General features: G+C 61.7%; 24 protein-coding genes. 15 read left to right on the top strand and 9 right to left on the bottom strand.

Translation table 11 applies throughout. The annotated features are described in order from the left end of the window. Positions 1–147 precede the first annotated feature (147 nt). From AC4PS7_RS17605 to AC4PS7_RS17590, 4 genes are all read left to right on the top strand, one after another. On the top strand, positions 148–2901 hold the full coding sequence (locus tag AC4PS7_RS17605; RefSeq protein WP_492179647.1) for a response regulator: 2754 nt from the start codon (positions 148–150) through the stop codon (positions 2899–2901). A 122-nt stretch (positions 2902–3023) separates the two neighbouring features. Further along, positions 3024–4013, top strand: coding sequence for a 2-hydroxyacid dehydrogenase (locus tag AC4PS7_RS17600; RefSeq protein ID WP_010209643.1), 990 nt, complete (start codon positions 3024–3026; stop codon positions 4011–4013). 70 nt (positions 4014–4083) lie between these two features. Then, the gene (locus AC4PS7_RS17595) at positions 4084–4524 is read left to right on the top strand and encodes a hypothetical protein (protein ID WP_010209642.1); all 441 of its coding nucleotides are present in this window, start codon (positions 4084–4086) and stop codon (positions 4522–4524) included. Beyond that, complete coding sequence (locus tag AC4PS7_RS17590; RefSeq protein ID WP_010209641.1) at positions 4521–4925, top strand: META domain-containing protein; 405 nt, start codon at positions 4521–4523, stop codon at positions 4923–4925. The genes AC4PS7_RS17595 and AC4PS7_RS17590 overlap by 4 nt, the downstream gene beginning before the upstream one ends. Before the next feature lie 138 nt (positions 4926–5063). On the opposite strand, the gene AC4PS7_RS17585 is transcribed toward AC4PS7_RS17590, so the two are convergent. Then, entirely contained in the window at positions 5064–5525 is a 462-nt protein-coding gene (locus AC4PS7_RS17585; RefSeq protein ID WP_010209638.1) for a TlpA disulfide reductase family protein, read from the bottom strand. A gap of 115 nt (positions 5526–5640) precedes the next feature. Here AC4PS7_RS17585 and arsC point away from each other — a divergent pair, with 115 nt between their 5' ends. The 3 genes from arsC to AC4PS7_RS17570 are packed head-to-tail and all read left to right on the top strand — an operon-like array spanning position 5641 to position 7005. Beyond that, a complete protein-coding gene (arsC, locus tag AC4PS7_RS17580) occupies positions 5641–5994 on the top strand; it encodes an arsenate reductase (glutaredoxin) (RefSeq protein ID WP_010209636.1) in 354 nt (117 codons plus the stop codon). Beyond that, positions 5991–6605: an NAD(P)H:quinone oxidoreductase gene (wrbA, locus tag AC4PS7_RS17575; protein ID WP_010209634.1), complete on the top strand. Its 615-nt coding sequence runs from the start codon at positions 5991–5993 to the stop codon at positions 6603–6605. The genes arsC and wrbA overlap by 4 nt, the downstream gene beginning before the upstream one ends. After that, complete coding sequence (locus AC4PS7_RS17570; protein WP_042572150.1) at positions 6589–7005, top strand: DUF2069 domain-containing protein; 417 nt, start codon at positions 6589–6591, stop codon at positions 7003–7005. Before wrbA ends, AC4PS7_RS17570 begins: the two co-directional genes overlap by 17 nt. A gap of 88 nt (positions 7006–7093) precedes the next feature. Here AC4PS7_RS17570 and AC4PS7_RS17565 read toward each other — a convergent pair whose 3' ends face one another. Both AC4PS7_RS17565 and ttcA read right to left on the bottom strand, forming a co-directional pair. Further along, on the bottom strand, positions 7094–7765 hold the full coding sequence (locus tag AC4PS7_RS17565; RefSeq protein WP_492179646.1) for a DNA-3-methyladenine glycosylase I: 672 nt from the start codon (positions 7763–7765) through the stop codon (positions 7094–7096). Between the two features lie 67 nt (positions 7766–7832). Continuing rightward, complete coding sequence (gene ttcA, locus AC4PS7_RS17560) at positions 7833–8657, bottom strand: tRNA 2-thiocytidine(32) synthetase TtcA (protein ID WP_010209631.1); 825 nt, start codon at positions 8655–8657, stop codon at positions 7833–7835. A 262-nt stretch (positions 8658–8919) separates the two neighbouring features. Here ttcA and AC4PS7_RS17555 point away from each other — a divergent pair, with 262 nt between their 5' ends. Both AC4PS7_RS17555 and AC4PS7_RS17550 read left to right on the top strand, forming a co-directional pair. Continuing rightward, positions 8920–9522, top strand: coding sequence for a Yip1 family protein (locus AC4PS7_RS17555; RefSeq protein WP_010209630.1), 603 nt, complete (start codon positions 8920–8922; stop codon positions 9520–9522). A gap of 128 nt (positions 9523–9650) precedes the next feature. Next, complete coding sequence (locus tag AC4PS7_RS17550) at positions 9651–10145, top strand: SprT family zinc-dependent metalloprotease (protein ID WP_010209629.1); 495 nt, start codon at positions 9651–9653, stop codon at positions 10143–10145. Positions 10146–10250: 105 nt separating this feature from the next. On the opposite strand, the gene AC4PS7_RS17545 is transcribed toward AC4PS7_RS17550, so the two are convergent. Beyond that, positions 10251–11432, bottom strand: a complete 1182-nt coding sequence (locus AC4PS7_RS17545) for a CaiB/BaiF CoA transferase family protein (RefSeq protein ID WP_154847086.1) — start codon at positions 11430–11432, stop codon at positions 10251–10253. A 157-nt stretch (positions 11433–11589) separates the two neighbouring features. On the opposite strand from AC4PS7_RS17545, the gene tusD reads away from it, so the two are divergent. From tusD to AC4PS7_RS17515, 6 genes are all read left to right on the top strand, one after another. Then, positions 11590–11982, top strand: a complete 393-nt coding sequence (gene tusD, locus AC4PS7_RS17540; RefSeq protein WP_021492753.1) for a sulfurtransferase complex subunit TusD — start codon at positions 11590–11592, stop codon at positions 11980–11982. Between the two features lies 1 nt (position 11983). Then, positions 11984–12334, top strand: a complete 351-nt coding sequence (tusC, locus tag AC4PS7_RS17535; protein WP_010209620.1) for a sulfurtransferase complex subunit TusC — start codon at positions 11984–11986, stop codon at positions 12332–12334. Continuing rightward, positions 12334–12612, top strand: coding sequence for a sulfurtransferase complex subunit TusB (gene tusB, locus AC4PS7_RS17530; protein WP_010209618.1), 279 nt, complete (start codon positions 12334–12336; stop codon positions 12610–12612). The genes tusC and tusB overlap by 1 nt, the downstream gene beginning before the upstream one ends. Continuing rightward, positions 12609–12944: a TusE/DsrC/DsvC family sulfur relay protein gene (locus AC4PS7_RS17525; protein WP_047540918.1), complete on the top strand. Its 336-nt coding sequence runs from the start codon at positions 12609–12611 to the stop codon at positions 12942–12944. The genes tusB and AC4PS7_RS17525 overlap by 4 nt, the downstream gene beginning before the upstream one ends. Then, complete coding sequence (locus AC4PS7_RS17520; RefSeq protein WP_021492755.1) at positions 12941–13942, top strand: glycosyl transferase family protein; 1002 nt, start codon at positions 12941–12943, stop codon at positions 13940–13942. Before AC4PS7_RS17525 ends, AC4PS7_RS17520 begins: the two co-directional genes overlap by 4 nt. Positions 13943–14030: 88 nt before the next feature. Further along, positions 14031–15026: a glutathione S-transferase family protein gene (locus AC4PS7_RS17515; protein ID WP_154847085.1), complete on the top strand. Its 996-nt coding sequence runs from the start codon at positions 14031–14033 to the stop codon at positions 15024–15026. 105 nt (positions 15027–15131) lie between these two features. Here the strand turns inward: AC4PS7_RS17515 and cysG are convergent, their stop codons facing one another. The 5 genes from cysG to lolA are packed head-to-tail and all read right to left on the bottom strand — an operon-like array spanning position 15132 to position 20154. Continuing rightward, on the bottom strand, positions 15132–16526 hold the full coding sequence (cysG, locus tag AC4PS7_RS17510; protein ID WP_021492757.1) for a siroheme synthase CysG: 1395 nt from the start codon (positions 16524–16526) through the stop codon (positions 15132–15134). After that, positions 16527–17807 (bottom strand): serine--tRNA ligase, encoded by a 1281-nt coding sequence (gene serS / locus AC4PS7_RS17505; protein ID WP_010209612.1) that lies wholly within the window; start codon positions 17805–17807, stop codon positions 16527–16529. Between the two features lie 16 nt (positions 17808–17823). Further along, complete coding sequence (crcB, locus tag AC4PS7_RS17500) at positions 17824–18198, bottom strand: fluoride efflux transporter CrcB (RefSeq protein WP_010209609.1); 375 nt, start codon at positions 18196–18198, stop codon at positions 17824–17826. Beyond that, positions 18198–19520 (bottom strand): replication-associated recombination protein A, encoded by a 1323-nt coding sequence (locus tag AC4PS7_RS17495; protein WP_010209607.1) that lies wholly within the window; start codon positions 19518–19520, stop codon positions 18198–18200. Before AC4PS7_RS17495 ends, crcB begins: the two co-directional genes overlap by 1 nt. A 10-nt stretch (positions 19521–19530) precedes the next feature. Further along, a complete protein-coding gene (lolA, locus tag AC4PS7_RS17490) occupies positions 19531–20154 on the bottom strand; it encodes an outer membrane lipoprotein periplasmic chaperone LolA (RefSeq protein WP_010209605.1) in 624 nt (207 codons plus the stop codon). Positions 20155–20200: the final 46 nt, after the last annotated feature.

Here is a 20200-nt window from a genome sequence, read left to right as displayed (position 1 = left end):
CGCCACCGCGCGCCAAATGCCTTGAAGATTGCCGTATGTCATTAATTTGCAAGATTCCTCGCCGCGCAAATGGCTACACTGCGCAGGTGGCGCGGACCGGATGCCCGCGCAATTTCGTAGATATCAATGTGGTAGCAGGAGAGTGGCGTGCTGACAAGAATGGGGATAAAAGGCCGCGTACTGTTGCTGACCTTATTACCGACCAGCCTGATGGCCTCGTTGTTGGGGGGCTATTTCACCTGGATGCAGCTCTCGGAACTGCAGACCCAATTGCTGCAACGCGGCGAGATGATTGCCGAGCAATTGGCGCCGCTGGTCGCGCCCGCCCTCAGCGCGCGCAACACCGATCTGCTTGAGCGCATCGCCACTCAATCCCTGGAACAGCCGGACGTGCGTGCCGTGTCCTTTCTGAGCCCCGAACGCGCGTCCCTCGCCCACGCCGGCCCGACCATGCTCAACCAACCGCCGGTCGGCAACAGCTCTCACCTGCTGCAACGCACCGGCAATGACGCCACCCGCTATTTGCTGCCGGTGTTCGGGCGCCATCGCAACCTTGCCGGCGAGCTGATCCCGGATGAAGCCGACCGCCTGCTGGGCTGGGTCGAGGTGGAACTGTCCCACAACGGCATGTTGCTGCGCGGCTACCGCAGCCTGTTCGCCAGCCTGTTGCTGATCGCCATCGGCCTGATTTGCACCGCCGCGCTGGCGCTGCGCATCAGCCGCACGATCAATTCGCCGATCGGCCAGATCAAACAAGCCGTGGCTCAACTCAAGGACGGCAATCTGGAAACCCGCCTGCCGCCCCTGGGCAGCCAGGAACTGGACCAGCTCGCTTCCGGCATCAACCGCATGGCCGAGACCTTGCAGAATGCCCAGGAAGAACTGCAACACAGCATCGACCAGGCTACCGAGGACGTGCGCCAGAACCTGGAAACCATCGAGATCCAGAACATTGAGCTGGACCTGGCACGCAAGGAGGCCTTGGAGGCCAGCCGCATCAAATCGGAGTTCCTGGCCAACATGAGCCATGAGATCCGCACGCCGCTCAACGGCATCCTTGGCTTTACCCACTTATTGCAAAAAAGCGAGCTGACCCCACGCCAGCTTGACTACCTGGGCACCATCGAAAAGTCCGCCGACAACCTGCTGGGCATCATCAACGAGATCCTCGATTTCTCGAAAATCGAAGCCGGCAAGCTGGTGCTCGACAGCATCCCGTTCAACCTTCGGGACTTGCTGCAAGACACCCTGACCATCCTCGCACCCGCCGCCCATGCCAAACAGTTGGAACTGGTGAGCCTGGTGTACCGCGACACGCCGCTGGCGTTGGTCGGCGACCCGCTGCGCTTGAAGCAGATCCTCACCAACCTGATCAGCAACGCGATCAAATTCACCCGCGAGGGCACCATCGTGGCCCGGGCAATGATCGAGGACGAACAGGAGGACAGCGTGCAATTGCGCATCAGCGTGCAGGACACCGGTATCGGCCTGTCCAGCCAGGACGTGCGCGCGCTGTTCCAGGCCTTCAGCCAGGCCGACAACTCGCTGTCGCGCCAACCCGGCGGCACGGGGCTGGGCCTGGTGATTTCCAAGCGCCTGATCGAGCAGATGGGCGGCGAAATCGGCGTCGACAGCACGCCGGGCGAAGGTTCGGAATTCTGGATCAGCCTGAACCTGCCCAAGACCCGCGACGACGTCGAAGACTTGCCTTCCGCGCCCCTGCTGGGTCATCGCGTCGCCGTGCTGGAAAACCACGAACTGGCACGCCAGGCGCTGCAACATCAATTGGAAGACTGCGGCCTGGAAGTCACCCCGTTCAATAGCCTGGAAAGTCTGACCAACGGCATCACCAGCGCCCATCAGACCGAACAGGCCATCGACCTGGCGGTGCTCGGCGTGACGGCCAACGACATCCCGCCCGAACGCCTCAACCAGCACCTGTGGGACCTCGAACACTTGGGCTGCAAAGTGCTGGTGCTGTGCCCCACCACCGAGCAGATGCTGTTCAACCAGTCCGTGCCCAACCCCAACAGCCAGTTGCAGGCCAAGCCGGCGTGCACGCGCAAACTGCGCCGTGCGCTGTCCGACCTGATCAGCCCGCGTCCGTCGCGCAGTGAACCGGGCGAACCGTTGTCCAGCCGTGCGCCGCGCGTGTTGTGCGTGGATGACAATCCGGCGAACCTGCTGCTGGTACAGACCCTGCTGGAAGACATGGGCGCGCGGGTGCGTGCCGTGGAAAGCGGTTATGCCGCCATCGACGCCGTGAAACAGGACACCTTCGACCTGGTGCTGATGGACGTACAAATGCCCGGCATGGATGGCCGCCAGAGCACCGAGGCGATCCGCCAGTGGGAAAGCGAACGCAGCGGCACGCCATTGCCAGTGGTCGCCCTCACCGCCCACGCCATGGCCAACGAAAAACGCGCCTTGCTGCAAAGCGGCATGGACGATTACCTGACCAAACCCATCAGCGAGCGGCAGCTGGCTCAGGTGGTATTGAAGTGGACCGGCCTGGCCCTGCGCAATCAAGGCCCGGAACGCGTAGCGGATGGCCTCGGCCCCGGCGTACAACTGCCTGTGCTTGACCATGAAGAAGGCCTGCGCCTGGCCGCCGGTAAGGCGGATCTGGCGGCGGACATGCTCGCCATGTTGCTCGCCTCCCTGGAGGCCGACCGACTCGCCATCACCATTGCGCGTGACGCCAACGACAACAACGCCCTGATCGAGCGTGTGCACCGACTGCATGGCGCCACCCGTTATTGCGGCGTACCGCAACTGCGGGCCGCCTGCCACCGCGCCGAAACCCTGCTCAAGCAGGACGACGCCAAGGCCCGGCATGCCTTGGACGAACTGGACATGGCCATCGCCCGACTCGCCAGTGAAGCGCGGGTCAACGCCTGATTTTGCACAGGTACCGGCGTTTGTGGTGAGCGGGCTTGTCGGCTCGCCGTATCGCGCGAGCGGGGCAAGCCCGCTCACCACAAACGCCTGTGCCTTCATTTGTCATTGCAGGGAGCATTTCCATGCGCGTCATTCTTTTCAGCAGCCAGACCTACGACCGCGACAGTTTCCTCGGCGAACCGCTGCCGCCTGGCCTGGAGCTTCAGTTCCAGCCAGCCCGTCTCAATCTGGACACCGTAGCCCTGGCCGAGCATCACGAAGTGGTCTGCGCCTTTATCAACGACGACCTCAGCGCCCCGGTCCTGGAGCATCTGGCCAAGGGTGGCACGCGGTTGATCGCCTTGCGTTCGGCGGGTTACAACCATGTGGACCTGGCCTGCGCCAAGCGCCTGGGCCTGACCATCGTGCGGGTACCGGCGTATTCGCCCCATGCGGTGGCCGAGCATGCGGTCGCACTGATCCTCGCCCTCAACCGTCGACTGCACCGGGCCTACAACCGCACCCGCGATGGCGATTTCAGCCTGCATGGCCTCACCGGGTTCGACCTGGTGGGCAAGACCGTCGGCGTGGTCGGCACCGGGCAGATCGGCGCTACGTTTGCCAAGATCATGGCCGGCTTCGGCTGCCAGTTGCTCGCCTATGACCCCTTCCCCAACCCGCAGGTACAGGCCCTGGGCACGCGCTACGTGAGCCTGCCCGAACTGCTCGCCCAGGCACAGATCATCAGCCTGCATTGCCCGCTCACCGCCGACAGCAAGCACTTGATCAACGCCCGCTCCCTGGCGCAGATGCAGCCGGGCGCGATGCTGATCAACACAGGTCGCGGCGGCCTGGTCGACACCCCGGCGCTGATTGAGGCGCTCAAGGACGGCCAGCTCGGCTATCTGGGACTCGATGTGTATGAAGAAGAGGCCCAGCTGTTTTTCGAGGACCGCTCCGACCTGCCCCTGCAGGACGACGTCCTCGCGCGCCTGCTGACCTTCCCCAATGTGATCATCACCGCCCACCAGGCGTTCCTCACGCGCGAGGCCCTGGCGGCGATTGCCGGCACCACCCTGGCCAACATTGCCGCCTGGGCCGATGGGCGGGCGCAGAACCTTGTCGAAGGATGATCAGCGGTCACATACCGGGCTCATGATGAGCCAGCACCGTGATAGGATGCCGCGCCTATTTGGAGGATCCATGGCCGAACACGATTTCCGCTTCAGTTTGCTGAGCCCGCAACACACCCTGATCGAATGCCGCGCCCTGGTGCCGGGCCGTTATCAGGTCACTGGCAACGGTGGTTCGATCAAGCACGGCGACGTGCTGATCGTCACCTTGCGCGGTAGTAAAACCCTGTCGATGCGCCTCACCGTCGAAGGTGACGCGCGCTACTCCATCCGCCCGGCAGGCCAGTGGGTCGCCATGGCCCAGGGGCCGAAGTTCGGCGAGTTGGAGATTCACACCTGGAAGGTCAACTGCGACAGCTGCGAGGCCGTGCTGGAGTTCGAATTCGCGGTGGAAACCAAGCTGACCAAAGAGCCGCTGCAACCCGCCGCGAATGCGCGCATTGCCGAACTGGGCTGGGCCAGCGAGGGTGACAAGCACCGCTGCCCGAAATGCCAGAAGGCCGCGCAATGAGAGGCCTGCTTCTGCTCGCCGCCATCGGTGCGGCCCTGACGGGTTGCGCCGGGGATTCGGTCAAGCTCAAGCAGGATCACAGCTACGTGGTGGAATGGATTGGTGAACGCCCGCTGATGGACTATGCGCACCTGACCGTCACCCTCGGCGCCGATGGCCGCGCCTACGGCAATGGCGGCTGCAACCACTGGTTTGCGCCCTACACCGTCGACGGCGACAGCCTCAGCTTCGGCAAGATCGGCAGCACCCGCAAACTCTGCGCCGAGGCCCTGATGGAGCAGGAACACCGCTTCTTCCAGGCCCTGCAAGGCGTGCAGCGTTGGGATATCTCGCCCATCGAGCAGACGCGGTTCTGGCCGGCCGAAGGCAAGCCGATCCGCTTGTGGCTCGAAGAAGGCTGATGTACCAATCTATGGCTTGATGGAAGCTGAATGTGGGAGGGGGCTTGCCCCCGATAGCGCTGGATCAGTCAATATATTATTGCTGACATGCCGTCATCGGGGGCAAGCCCCCTCCCACAGGTGTTTTGAGTCGTGGTTTTAGCCGCGCAAGGCCTTGAGCTTGGCCAACACCCCTTCCGCTGTCTGCTCACCCATCAACTGCTCACGTACCTTGCCCTTGTCATCAATGATGTAGGTCACCGGCAATGCTTCGCTGCGTGGAATATCGAAAATCTCTTCCGGGTTCTGCGCCAGCACCGTGAACTTGATGCCCAGCTTGTCGCTGGCGGCTTTCAGTTCTTCGCCCTGCACGTTGTCGAAATTGACCCCAAATACGCCTACGTTCTGCGCCTTCAACTGCTCGGCCAACGCATTGAGTTCGGGGATTTCCGTACGGCACGGGCCACACCATTCGGCCCAGTAGTTGACCACCAGCCATTGCTTGTCCAGGCGTTCGGAAGCTACCTTCTTGCCATATTGGTCAACGCCGTAATCGTTACCGCAGCCGCTGAGCAGCAGGGTTGTGATGATCGCCAATGCTCCGATCAGTCGCCTTGTCATGGGGTAATCCTTCGCAAAAATGAACGTTGGCTGCGACCTATCGCCTCTTACGGTTTAAGGACAGGTCGCTGCGCGGGTAGAATACCTGCCACCTTACGCAAGATGCGACCCGCACATGACCGATCTGACGCTTTATCACAACCCGCGCTGCTCGAAATCCCGCGGTGCGCTGGAACTGCTGGAAGCCCGCGGCCTCACTCCGACGGTGGTGCGCTACCTGGAAACCCCGCTGGACGCCGCGCAATTGAAGGCGTTGCTGGGCAAGCTGGGCATCAGCGCCCGCCAACTGCTACGCACGGGTGAAGATGAATACAAAACCCTCAACCTGGCGGACGCCAGCCTCAGCGAAGCACAGTTGATTGCCGCCATCGCCGAGCATCCGAAGCTGATGGAACGCCCTATTCTGGAAACCGCCGACACCGCCATCATTGGCCGTCCGCCGGAAAACGTGCTGGAGATTCTGCCGTGACGTCGCCGTATGTGCTGGTGCTGTATTACAGCCGCAATGGCTCGGTGAGCGAAATGGCCCGGCAGATTGCCCGGGGCATCGAGCAAGGCGGCATGGAAGCCCGGCTGCGTACCGTGCCGGCGATCTCCACCGAGTGCGAAGCCGTGGCGCCGAGCATTCCAGAGGAAGGCGCGCTGTACGCCAGCCTCGATGACTTGAAGCACTGCTCGGGCCTGGCCCTGGGCAGCCCGACCCGCTTCGGCAACATGGCCGCGCCGCTCAAGTACTTCCTCGACGGCACCAGCAACCTGTGGCTTACCGGTGCCCTGGTCGGCAAGCCGGCTGGGGTGTTCACCTCTACCGCCAGCCTGCACGGCGGCCAGGAAACCACGTTGATGTCGATGCTGTTGCCGCTGTTGCACCACGGCATGCTGATCACCGGCCTGCCCTACAGCGAACAGGCGCTGCTCGACACCCAGGGCGGCGGCACGCCGTATGGCGCCAGCCACCATGCCGGGCCTGACGGCAAGCGCCTGCTCGATCAACATGAAATCGCCCTGTGCCGCGCCCTCGGCCTGCGCCTGGCCACCACCGCCACGCTGCTGGAGAACGGCCGTGGCCAGAAAGCCTAAGGTCCTGCCGCCCCAGGCGTGGCTGGAGCCGCGGGTCAAGCTGGCGCGCGTGCTGAGCCTGCTGACGTTTTTCGGCTTGGTGGGGTTGCTGTGCGTGTACTACCTGTTCGTTGCTGATCTGCACGGCGCACGGCCGTGGGTGATCCTGCTGATCGAACTGGTGCCGCTGCTGGTGCTGACGCCGGGCATGCTGCTGGGCAGCGCGCGCGGGCATTCGTGGATGTGCTTTGTGGTGAATTTGTACTTCATCAAGGGCGCGCTGGCGGCCTATGACCCGAACCGGCAGTGGTTCGGGGTACTTGAGATGCTGGCGAGCCTGGCGGTGTTTTGTACGGCGTTGTTGTATGTGCGGTGGCGGCATCAGTTGAATCGGCGATTGGTTGAAGCCCGCGACGCCTGAAACTCAGCCTTCGCGAGCAAGCCCACTCCCACATTTGGATGCATTCCCCTGTGGGAGCGGGCTTGCCCGCGAAAGCATCAACGTGGTCTCAATGATTCACCGTATACGCCAGCATCATCGACAACTGGCACATCGGCCGCCCATTCTCGGCATGCCACTGGTTGAACGCCCCCTGCACCGTCGCCAGGTCGCGCAGGCTGGTCGGCGCCTTGTCGACAATCTTCTGCGCGTTCAGCGCCGCCACCACGTCATAACTCGGCACAAAGGTGTCCTTGCCGACCATGCGCAGGAAGCGCGGCGCTGACAGCCCGCCGAGCTGGTGACCATGCTTGCTCAGGTATTTCCACAACCCGACGATATCGGTCACCGGCCAATCGGCGACAAACGCGCCGAAACTGCCCTTCTCCTGCTCGATGTCGAGAATCATCTGCGCATTGCGCGGTACGCTCTTGAGCTTGCCCAAGTGACGAATGATGCGCGTGTCCTGCATCAGCCGCTCCAGGTGCTCGGCGCCCATCAGCACGACCTTTTCCGGGTCAAAACCGAAGAACACCTGCTCGAAGGCCGGCCACTTGGCGTCCACTACGCTGTGCTTCAAGCCCGCACGAAACACACGCAACGCCAGGGTCGACAGGTAGCGATCATCGCTGATCTTGCGCAATTGCGCCGGGGTCTTGGGTACAGGCAGGTGGGCTTCCAGCTCGGCCGCCGAACCGAATCGGTTCAGACAGTATTCGTGCAGCCACTTGTAATCGCGCATGCCCTCTCCTAGCAATTGAATTGAAAACGGCGCCCGCAAGCGCCGTGTGTCAGAGCGTTGAATCGACTCAGAGGTTCACAACATTGACGAAGCGCGACGCAGCGGTCTCATCAATCTTCAAGCTGGTGAAGTCGAACAGGTTACGATCGGCCAACTGCGAGGGAATCACATTCTGCAGGCTGCGGAAGATGCTTTCGGTACGGCCTGGGGTCTTGCGCTCCCAGTCCACCAGCATTTCCTTGACCACCTGGCGCTGCAGATTCTCCTGGGAGCCGCACAGGTTGCACGGAATGATCGGGAATTGCTTGAAGTCGGAGTAGGCCTGGATGTCCTTCTCGTTGCAATACGCCAGCGGGCGGATCACCACGTTGCGCCCGTCATCGGCGCGCAGCTTGGGCGGCATGGCCTTGAGTGAGCCGTTGAAGAACATGTTGAGGAAGAAGGTCTCGACGATATCATCGCGATGATGACCCAGTGCCATCTTGGTCGCACCGATCTCGTCGGCGAACGTGTACAGCGTGCCACGGCGCAGGCGCGAGCACAGCGAGCAGGTGGTCTTGCCCTCCGGAATCAGCTCCTTGACCACCGAGTAGGTGTCTTTTTCGACGATGTGATACTCGACACCCAGCGCCTTGAGGTAGGCCGGCAGCACGTGCTCAGGGAAACCCGGTTGTTTCTGGTCCATGTTGACGGCGACGATCTCGAATGTGATCGGCGCGACCTTTTGCAGGTGCAGCAGCACGTCGAGCATGGTGTAGCTGTCTTTGCCGCCGGAGAGGCAGACCATGACCTTGTCGCCGTCCTCGATCATGTTGAAATCGGCGACCGCTTCCCCGGCCAGGCGACGCAGGCGTTTTTGCAGTTTGTTCTGGTTGACCGTAAGAGTGCCCATGGCGCTTGGATCCGCTAGAGGTGTGTGACGAAAAGCCGGTTATTTTACGCAAAAAAACCATCAAAAGGGCTAGCGGTAAAAGACCTCGCCGCGATTAAGCTCAATGTTTACAGCGCAATTTGCTCTAAAGGCCCTACAGTTATTCCGGTCATCACTTCCTATACTGCGACTAGAGGTCGCACATCTATCCGGACCTTTGAGGCCATTTGGCCCGTGGGCGCTCCGATGGGGGGCGATGGTAATAACGACAGGAGTGACTGGCATGATCCATCACGTCGTGGGGCTGTTTACCCATCCCGACCAGGAATGGCGGGAAATCCGTGGCGATAAAGAAGAAAGCATCGGCCACATGTACCTCACTCACACCTTGATTCTTGCGGCGATCCCCGCCGTATCCGCCTTTATCGGCACCACCCAGGTCGGCTGGGTCATCGGCAATCGCGCACCGGTGATGCTGACCCAGGAAAGCGCCTTGTGGATGACCCTCATGTCTTACGCCGCCATGCTCGGCGGCGTGGCGGTAATGGGCGCGTTTGTCCACTGGATGGCACGCACCTACGACGCCAACCCCAGCATGGCGCGTTGCGTGGCCTTTGCCACCTACACCGCTACGCCGTTGTTTATCGGTGGGCTGGCCGCGCTCTATCCGCATATGTGGCTGGGCATGGTCGTGGGTACGGCGGCCATTTGTTACACGGTGTACTTGCTCTATGTCGGGCTGCCGACCTTCATGAACATCGACCCCGATGAAGGCTTCCTGTTTTCCAGCTCGGTACTGGCCGTGGGCCTGGTGGTCCTGGTGGCAATCATGGCGTTTACCGTGGTCGTCTGGGGCCTGGGCGTGGGCCCTATCTACACCAACTGACCTTTTCAACCCCCAGGCAAAGCCACCGCAAGGTGGCTTTGTGCATCATGCATGACCATTCGGCGCCTGACAGATTCGGAAACACCCAGCTTTGCGGCATACTGGACGTCTCTGGAGATATGTACAGCATGCCCGAGCAACTCAATACCCGCGTCGAAGATTGTTTCCTGCAAGCCGAATCCTTTTTCAAACGAAGCTTCAAACGCCCCCAGGTCAGCCTCAAGCTGCGTGGGCAAAAGGCCGGTGTCGCGCATTTGCACGAGAACCTGCTGCGTTTCAACCCACAGTTGTACCGTGAAAACAGCCAGCACTTCCTGAAACAGACCGTGGCCCACGAAGTCGCGCACCTGATTGCCCACCAATTGTTTGGCGAACGTATCCAGCCCCATGGCGAGGAATGGCAATTGATCATGCGCGGGGTCTACGAACTGCCGCCGGATCGTTGCCATACCTATGAGGTGAAGCGTCGTCAGGTGACTCGCTATATCTATCGTTGCCCGTGTGCCGATAGCGACTTTCCGTTTTCGTCGCAGCGACATGGCATGGTGGCTCAGGGGCGGCGGTATTTGTGTCGCAGGTGTCGGCAGACGCTGGTGTTTACCGGGGAAACTCGGGTGGAGTGAGGGCCTCTTCGCGAGCAAGCCCGCTCCCACATTCGCCTGTATTCCAAGGTCAGAACACGTTCGGTTGTGGGAGCGGGCTTGCTCGCGAAAGCGTCAGATCAGGCACTACCCAACCACCTTGGCCTGTCGCAGCTCGGCTATCCGCTGGGCACTAAGCCCCAGCTCCACCAACACCTCATCACTGTGTGCGCCCACGGCAACGCCAATATGCCGAGGCGCCGGTAACCCGTCGGAAAACTTCAACGGACAGGCAAGCTGCGACTGGGTCGAGCCGTCGCCCCGCGGCACCTGGCTGACCAGCGCACGCGCCTTCAACTGCGGATGCGCCACGGCTTCGCTCAGGGTCAACACCGGTTCCACACAGGCATCTGTCGCGGCAAACAGCGCACACAGCTCATCAAAACTGCGCTTTTCAAACTCGACCTGCAGCGCCTGCTTGAGGGCTTTTTGCTGTTCCGGCTTGGGCGACAAACCTTGCGCGGCCAGTTCGGGGCGGCCCAAGGCTGTGCAGAGTTGTTGCATAAACGCCGGTTCCAGGCTGCCCACCGACATCCAACGCCCATCCCGTGACCGGTAATAGTCGTAGAAACTACCGCCATTGAGCACATGGCTTTCCCACTCAGGCTCCACCCCACACGCCAGGTAACCCGCGCCGGCCATCGCGTTCAGGCTGAACGAGCAATCGGTCATGCTCACATCCAGGTATTGCCCCACCCCGCTCTGCTGCCGAGCGATGACCGCCGCCAGCAACCCCACCACCGCATGCAGCGAACCACCGCCCACGTCCGCCAACTGCACGCCGAGGGGCAAAGGCCCGGCGTCCTGGCGCCCGGTGTAGCTGGCCACTCCGGCGAGCGCCAGGTAATTGATATCGTGCGCGGCGCGGTCCTTATAGGGGCCAGTCTGGCCGTAACCGGTGATCGCCACATAAATCAGCCGGGGGTTGATCGCCTTCAGTGCCTCATAGCCCAACCCTAGGCGATCCATTACCCCAGGTCGGAATTGTTCGAGCAGAATGTCGTAGTCGTTCACCAGTGCCCGTACGATCTCCAGCGCCTCGGCCTGCTTGAGGTCCAGTGCCAGACTGCGCTTGTTACGATTGAGGTAGGCGTGGCTGGCCGAAGTGCCCTGATCATGGGGCGGCAGCACCCGCAACAGGTCCATGCGTGTGGGCGACTCGATACGCAGCACTTCGGCGCCCATGTCCGCCAGCATCAGGGAGGCAAACGGGCCGGGCAGCAGGGTGGAAAAATCCAGCACTTTGAGGGACGCCAAGGGACCTGACATGGGCACTCCATTTCCGTTTCGACTGCCCACAGACTAGGCAGCCTTGCCCCTGAGGGCAATCGCCGGAACGGTCACCGACAGTGACCGTTTTGATCACGGCGGGCTTTTTCGTGGCGGCGGCTTTATCATTGGCTCACGTTTGCTTGCAGAGTGTTCCATGAAGTTTGCGATTGCAGTGTTTTCCGCCGCCCACGCGCCCTCCTCGCGCCGTGCCCTGCTGTTCGCCCAGGCGGCATTGGCCGGCGGGCATGAGATTGTGCGGCTGTTTTTCTATCAGGACGGCGTGCACAGCGCGTCCAGCAACATCGTTGCGCCTCAAGATGAGCAAGACATCGCCCGACAATGGCGCGAGTTTGTCAGCCAGCACTCGCTTGATGGCGTGGTGTGCATTGCCGCCGCCTTGCGCCGCGGCGTGCTCAACCAGGAGGAAGCCACGCGTTATCAGCGCAGCGCGGTCAACCTCGACGCACCTTGGGCGTTGTCGGGCCTGGGGCAGTTGCACGATGCCGCCCAGTCCGCCGACCGCCTGATCTGTTTTGGAGGGGCGTGATATGTCCAAATCTCTTTTGGTGATCAGCCGCCAGTCGCCGTGGTCCGGGCCAAGCGCCCGCGAAACGCTGGACATCGTGTTGGCCGGCGGCGCTTTCGATCTGCCGATCGGCCTGCTGTTCCTCGATGACGGTGTGTTCCAGCTCGCGCCGCACCAGGACGCCAAAGCCGTGCAGCAAAAAGACCTCAGCGCCAACCTTCAAGCACTGGGTCTGTTCGGCATTGATGAAGTGTTCGCCTGCAGCCACAGCCTGGCCGAGCGCGGTCTCTCAACACCCGCCAACGCCCAGCCGCTGGACACTGCAGCGATCTGCGAACTGATTGACCGTTACGACCAGGTGATTACCCTCTGATGTCGACTCTACATGTGGTATCCCATTCCCCGTTTACCGATAGCCGCCTCGCAAGCTGCCTGCGCATCTGCGGCGCCACGGACGCCATCCTGCTCTGCGGCGATGGCGCCTATGGGCTGCACAACGCGGCGCTGCAAACAAAGGGCGTGAAGGTGTTTGTGCTGGCCGAAGACATGCAGGCCCGCAATCTGCCGCTCCCGGACTGGGCCGACAGCGTGGACTACCCAGGCTTCGTGCAATTGTCGATTGACTACGACAAGGTCAACACCTGGCTATGAACACCCTGACCGTAGGCGCACGCACCCTGGAACTGGACAAGGACGGCTACCTGGCCCACCTGGACGACTGGTCCACTGACGTCGCCAATGCCCTCGCCGCCGCCGAAGCTTTGGAGCTGACCGAGGCCCACTGGGAAATCCTCGAATTGCTGCGCCAGTTTTATGCCGAATTCCAGCTGTCACCGGCCACACGCCCGTTGATCAAGTACACGGCCTTGAAACTCGGCCCGGAAAAGGGCAACAGCCTGCACCTCAACAAACTGTTCAACGGCACTCCCGCCAAACTCGCCGCCAAACTGGCGGGCCTGCCCAGGCCGACGAATTGCTTATGACCGACTTTGCCCCGCTGACCCTCGAAACCCCTGCCGAGCACCCGTTTGCGCAGTTCGTGCGCATCCTGGGCAAAGGCAAGCGCGGTGCGCGCAACCTCACCCGCGAGGAAGCGCGCGAAGCCATGGGCATGTTGCTCGACGAAAAAGTCGAAGACACCCAGCTCGGCGCCTTCCTGATGCTGCTGCGCCACAAGGAGGAAAGCCCGGAAGAACTCGCCGGTTTCACTGAGGCCGTGCGCGAACGCCTGGCCGCCCCGGCGCTGAACGTGGATGTCGACTGGCCAACCTATGCCGGAAAGAAGCGCCATCTGCCGTGGTATCTGCTGGCGGCCAAGTGCCTGGCGCAAAATGGCGTGCGTATTCTCATGCACGGCGGCGGCGCACACACGGCGGGGCGGCTGTACACCGAGCAATTGCTGGAAGGTTTGCAGATCCCGCTATGCCGTAACTGGCAGCAGGTCGAGAGCGCCTACACGCAAGGCAACCTGGCGTTTATCCCGCTGGGTGACTGGGCGCCGCAACTGCAACGCATGATCGACCTGCGCAACACCCTGGGCCTGCGCTCGCCTATCCACTCCCTGGCGCGTTTGCTCAACCCCCTGAATGCCCGACTGGGCCTGCAAAGTATTTTCCACCCCGGTTACCAGGGCGTGCACCGCGATGCCAGCGGCCTGCTCGGCGACAACGTAATCGTGGTGAAGGGTGATGGCGGCGAGATCGAGATCAACCCTGACTCGGCGAGCCACCTGTACGGCACCACCGGCGGCGAAAGCTGGGACGAGGAGTGGGCCGCCCTCTCCGCCCAACGCCACGTCAAACCGGCCACACTCGAACCGGAACACCTGAAGGCGTTGTGGCGCGGTGATGTCGAAGACAGTTATCCGCAATTGGCCTTGATCGCGACCATGGCCCTGGCGTTGCGCGGCCTTGGCCATTCACGCGAACAGGCGTTCATCCTGGCCCAGCAATACTGGGATGCGCGAGACAAATCGATTTAATCGATCATTAACGCCCGGTCTTTGCGCTTTTAGTTCGAACTCAGCCCTTTAGACTGGGCTCCAACGCTTAATAGTCGAGGAGCCAGTCATGGGTTTGCTGATCGAAGGACACTGGAAAGACCAGTGGTACGAAAGTAGCGCAGACGGCGCATTCCAACGGGAACAGGCGCAACGCCGGAACTGGGTGACCGCCGACGGCGCGCCAGGCCCGAGCGGCGAAGGCGGTTTCAAGGCCGAGGCCGGCCGTTATCATCTCTACGTCTCCCTCGCCTGCCCGTGGGCCCATCGCACCCTGATCCTGCGCAAGCTCAAGGGCCTGGAAAGCCTGATTGATGTATCTGTGGTCAGTTGGCTGATGCTGGAAAACGGCTGGACCTTCGACAAGGCCCACGGCTCGACCGGCGACAAGCTGGATGATTTTGACTTCATGCACCAGCGCTACACCGCTGACACTGCCGATTACACCGGGCGCGTCACCGTGCCAGTGCTGTGGGACAAGAAGCTCAAGCGCATCGTCAGCAATGAATCGGCGGAGATCATCCGCATGTTCAACAGCGCGTTCAATGAGTTGACCGGCAATACCCTCGACTTCTACCCCGAGCCGCTGCGCGCGACCATCGACGCGCTGAACGAGCGCATCTACCCCGCCGTGAACAACGGCGTATACCGCGCAGGCTTTGCCACGTCGCAGCAGGCGTATGACAGTGCGTTTGAGGATGTGTTTGCCGAGCTGGATCACCTGGAACATCATCTGGGTGACCATCGCTACCTGGTCGGTGAATACCTGACCGAGGCGGATGTACGGCTGTTCACCACGCTGATTCGCTTTGATGCGGTGTATTACAGCCACTTCAAATGCAACCTGCGCAGGATTGCGGACTATCCGAACCTGTCGAATTGGCTGAGGGAGATGTATCAGTGGCCGGGGGTGGCCGAGACGGTGGATTTCGAGCATATCAAAGGGCATTACTATGCCAGTCACCGCACGATCAACCCGACGGGGATTGTGCCGAAGGGGCCGTTACAAGCGTTTGATACTGCGCATGATCGTGGGCGGCTAAACGGCAGAGCTGTCTGGGGCTGATCCAGATGCAGTGTTGTGTCTGAAGGCGTCATCGGGAGCAAGCCCCCTCTCACATTGGCATGCATTCCAATATGAGAGGGGGCTTGCTCCCGATGCTTTTAAGGCTCAAACCTGGGACTGCGCGCCTTCAAACCACTTGAGCTTCTCGCGCAACACCACCACCTCACCGACGATCACCAGTGTCGGCGCATGCACTTCATGCTCCGCCACCAGCCGCGGCAGGTCCGCCAGGGTGCCGGTAAATACACGCTGGTTGGACGTGGTGCCCTGCTGGATCAGCGCTGCGGGGGTGTCCGATGCACGCCCGTGCTTGATCAGTTGCTCACAGATGATCGGCAAGCCAATCAAACCCATGTAGAACACCAGGGTCTGCGACGGCCCCACCAGATCCTGCCAAGGCAGGTCTGACGTCCCGTTCTTCAAATGCCCGGTGATAAAACGTACCGACTGGGCATAGTCACGGTGAGTCAGCGGAATCCCGGCATAGGCCGCGCAACCACTGGCTGCGGTGATTCCCGGTACGACCTGGAACGGGATGCCGTGGGCAGCCAACTCCTCGATCTCTTCGCCACCCCGGCCAAAGATAAACGGGTCGCCACCTTTGAGGCGCAGCACTCGCTTGCCTTGCTTGGCCAAATCCACCAGTTGCTGGTTGATCTGGTCTTGCGGCACGGCATGATCGGCACGACGCTTGCCGACATAAATTCGCTCGGCATCACGGCGGCACAATTCGAGAATCGCCGGAGCGACCAGGCGGTCATACAGCACCACGTCGGCTTGCTGCATCAGGCGCAGGGCGCGGAAGGTCAGCAGGTCGGGATCACCCGGCCCTGCGCCCACCAAATAGACTTCGCCCGGCGCGTAGGGTGGCGCGCCGTTGACCTTCTCGACCAGCAAGCGTTCGGCTTCATCACCCTGCCCGGCCAACTGGCGGTCGGCGATCGGGCCCTGGAAAACCTCTTCCCAAAACGCACGACGCTGCTGAACATCCGGGTACAAGCCTTTGACCTGGGCACGAAAACGCGCCGCCAACCCCGCCAACTGACCATAGGTGGACGGAATCCAGGTTTCCAGCTTCGCTCGGATCAGGCGTGCCAGCACCGGCGCATCGCCGCCGCTGGACACTGCGATCACCAACGGTGAACGGTCGACAATCGCTGGGAAGATCACGCTGCACAAGGCTGGCGCATCCACCACGTTAACCGGCACGCAACGGCGCTTGGCATCGCTGGACACTTGCGCGTTCAGCGGCTCGTCGTCCGTGGCCGCGATGATCAGGGTGCAACCGTCGAGGTCCGCCTCCTGATAACCGCGCAAAATCAACTCCCCGCCACTCTCCAGTACCCGTTCACGCAACTGGTCTTCGATCTGGGGAGCAACCACCCGCAGCAACGCACCGGCATCGGCCAGCAGCCGGGATTTGCGCAAGGCAATCTCCCCGCCACCGACGACCAACACACGACTGCCGCGCAGGTTATGAAACAGCGGCAGAAATTCCATTTAGCGGATGACCTCAACGCCCGCCATGTAAGGCTTGAGCACTTCCGGTACACGGATCGAACCGTCAGCCTGCTGGTAGTTTTCCAGCACTGCCACCAGGGTACGGCCTACCGCCAGGCCGGAACCGTTAAGGGTATGCACCAGCTCCGGCTTGCCGGTTTCCGGGTTACGGAAACGCGCCTGCATGCGACGGGCCTGGAAATCACCGCAGTTGGAGCACGACGAAATCTCGCGGTACTTGTCCTGGCTCGGCACCCACACTTCAAGGTCGTAGGTCTTCACGGCGCTGAAACCCATGTCGCCGGTGCACAGCGCCAGCACACGGTACGGCAGCTCCAGCAATTGCAGGACGCGTTCGGCGTTGGCGGTCAGGCCTTCCAGGGCTTCCATGGACGTCGACGGCTCGACCACTTGCACCATCTCGACCTTGTCGAACTGGTGCTGGCGGATCATGCCGCGGGTGTCACGGCCCGATGCGCCGGCTTCGCTGCGGAAGCACGGGCTGTGGGCCACGAACTTGATCGGCAGTTGCTTGGCGTCGAGGATCTCGCCGGCGACGATGTTGGTCAGCGACACTTCGGCGGTCGGAATCAGGTACAGGTCGGCTTCGCCGTCGCGGCTGATCTTGAACAGGTCCTCTTCGAACTTCGGTAACTGGCTGGTGCCCATCAACGCCGGCGCCTGCACCAGATACGGGGTGTAGGCTTCTTCGTAACCGTGCTCGCCGGTGTGCAGGTTGATCATGAACTGCGCCAGGGCACGGTGCATGCGCGCAATCGGACCGCGCAGCAAGGCAAAGCGCGCGCCGGACATCTTGGCCGCGGTTTCGAAATCCAGGCCGCCGGTCAATTCGCCCAGGGCGACGTGGTCCTTGATCTCGAAATCAAAGGCGGTTGGCGTGCCCCAGCGACGCACTTCGACGTTACCGTCTTCATCTTCGCCAATCGGCACGGATTCGTGCGGGATGTTGGGGATGCCCAGCAGGATCGAATCCAACTCGGACTGGATTTTTTCCAGCTCGACTTTACCGTCGGACAGCTCAGTGCCCATGCGCTCGACATCCGCCATCAGCGGCGCGATGTCTTCACCGCGCTGCTTGGCCTGACCGATGGATTTGGAACGCGCATTACGTTCAGCCTGCAGTGCTTCGGTGCGGGTCTGGACGGTCTTGCGCTGTTCTTCCAGCGCTTCGATGCGCGCAACATCCAAGGCAAAGCCACGGGATGCCAGGCGGTCCGCTACGTCCTGAAGGTTGCTACGTAACAGTTTGGAATCGAGCATGTCGGTCTCTCGTTTATCAAAGTTTGGTCAAGGACAGGCCAGCCCAGGTGGCGAGCAGCCCGCCGAACACGCTGATGCCCAGGTACCCGAAGGCTATCAGGGTCTGCCCGCTTTCCAGCAGGCGCAGCGTATCCAGTGAAAAGGATGAAAAGGTCGTCAGACCGCCTACAAAGCCGACAATCAAGCCAGCCCGAATTTCAATCGGTACTTCCGGGCGCAACAGGAACCAGCCATACAACAGCCCGATGATCAAACAGCCCACCAGGTTGACCGCCAGGGTCGCCGCATAAAAATGCTTCGGCCAGTTGGCGCTGACCCAGGTGCTAGTGGCGAAACGCAATAATGTACCAGCGATGCCGGCTGCGGACACGGCTAGAATCGTCTTGAACACTACTTTCTCCGTTGTTTAGGGCTGAGTCGATCGAGTTCGGCGAGGTGATTGAGCTTTTCACCGATCTTCAGCTCCAGGCCACGGGGCACCGGCTGATAAAGCGGAAGTGGCTCAAGGTCATCGGGGAAGTAGTCTTCACCGGCCGCATAGGCGTCCGGCTCATCGTGGGCGTAGCGGTATTCATCCCCATAACCCAGTTGTTTCATCAGCTTGGTCGGCGCGTTGCGCAGGTGCATCGGCACTTCGAGGGAGCCGTATTCGGCGGCGGCGCGCAAGGCCGACTTGAAGCCCATGTACACCGCGTTGCTTTTCGGCGCGCAGGCCAGGTAAGTGATGGCCTGGGCCACTGCCAGCTCGCCTTCCGGGCTGCCGAGGCGCTCCTGCACGTCCCAGGCGGCGAGGCACAGGCTCAGTGCGCGTGGGTCGGCGTTGCCGATGTCTTCGCTGGCCATGCGTACCACGCGGCGTGCCAGGTAGAGCGGGTCGCAGCCGCCGTCGATCATGCGCGCGAACCAGTACAGCGCGCCGTCCGGGTTGGAGCCGCGTACGGATTTATGCAAGGCCGAGATCTGGTCGTAGAAGGCTTCGCCGCCCTTGTCGAAACGACGGCGCGTGTCGCCGAGCAGGCTTTGCAGGAGGTCGACGCCAATCTCGCTGCCGTCTTCGGCCAGGTCGGAAGCGTTCTCCACCAGGTTGAGAAAGCGGCGACCATCACCATCGGCGGCGGTCAGCAGGATCTTGAAGCCCTCTTCGCTGACGCGAAGTTGCCGCTTGCCCAGGCCTTTGTCTTCACTCAGGGCGCGCTGCAGCAATTTCTGCATCGCCGCTTCGTCCAGGCTTTTCAGCACATAGACCCGCGCGCGCGAGAGCAAGGCGTTGTTCAATTCAAACGAAGGGTTTTCGGTGGTGGCGCCGATAAAAATCAGCGTGCCATCTTCCACATAGGGCAAAAACGCATCCTGCTGCGATTTGTTGAAGCGGTGCACTTCATCGACAAACAGGATGGTGCGCTTGCCGTACTGCCCGGCCTGCTGCTTGGCGACTTCCACCGCCTGGCGGATCTCCTTGACCCCAGCCAGTACCGCCGAGACCGTTTCGAAGTGCGCATCCGAGACCTTCGCCAGCAGCCGCGCCAGGGTCGTCTTGCCCACCCCCGGCGGCCCCCAGAAAATCATCGAGTGCAGCGCCCCCTGCTCCAGGGCTTCGCGCAAAGGCTTACCGCGAGCAAGCAGGTGTTCCTGACCGACGTACTCATCCAGGTTGGTCGAACGCAAGCGTGCGGCCAATGGCTGGGCAATCGGGTCACTTCGAAACAGGTCCATGGGCAGCGTGTTATTCCTGGATCACGTCGGCACCCTTGGGGATGTCGAACTTGAACTTGGCGGCGGGCACAGGCTGGTTGGCCTTGACCCCGGAGAACAGGATGTCGGTGCGTTGGCCGACACTGTCGACCAGACGCATATTGTTGATCACGCCATTGCCGAACGACAGGGACAGCGTATCGAACAGCGTGTCCTTGGATTTCGGCTTGAGGGTGAACTCGATCACGTTGCTGGTTTGCTTGGAGGTGATGTCGAAGCTGTCGTTGATCTTCGAGACATCACCCGAGAGCAGCAGCGCCGGGGTCTGGTTCAGGCGCGGGTCGAGCTTCTTGATGGTCGCCTGCTGCAAGTCAGGGTCCCACAGGGTCACCTTCTGGCCGTCGGACACGATGGTCTGCTCGGCCTTGCCTTCGGTGTGCCAGTAGAACAGGCCAGGACGCTGCACGGCCATTTCGCCTGCGGTTTCCTGCAACTGGGTGCCGCCGGCATCCAGGGTCAGCTGGGAGAAGCGCGCGGTCAGGGTCTGGGATTTGTCCAACAGGTTCTTCAGGCTCGCGACGGAGGCCGGGTCAGCGTGAGCCGAAACAGCAGTCAGGGCCAGTGCCGGCAACAACAGCATGCGGATAAGGCGCATGGGAGTCCTCATTGATTATTCAGGGCGCGCCGCGTGTTGCCACGCG

Source organism: Pseudomonas sp. DW-iso3, from assembly GCF_058725305.1.
This window is presented reverse-complemented; position numbering and strand designations above follow the sequence as displayed.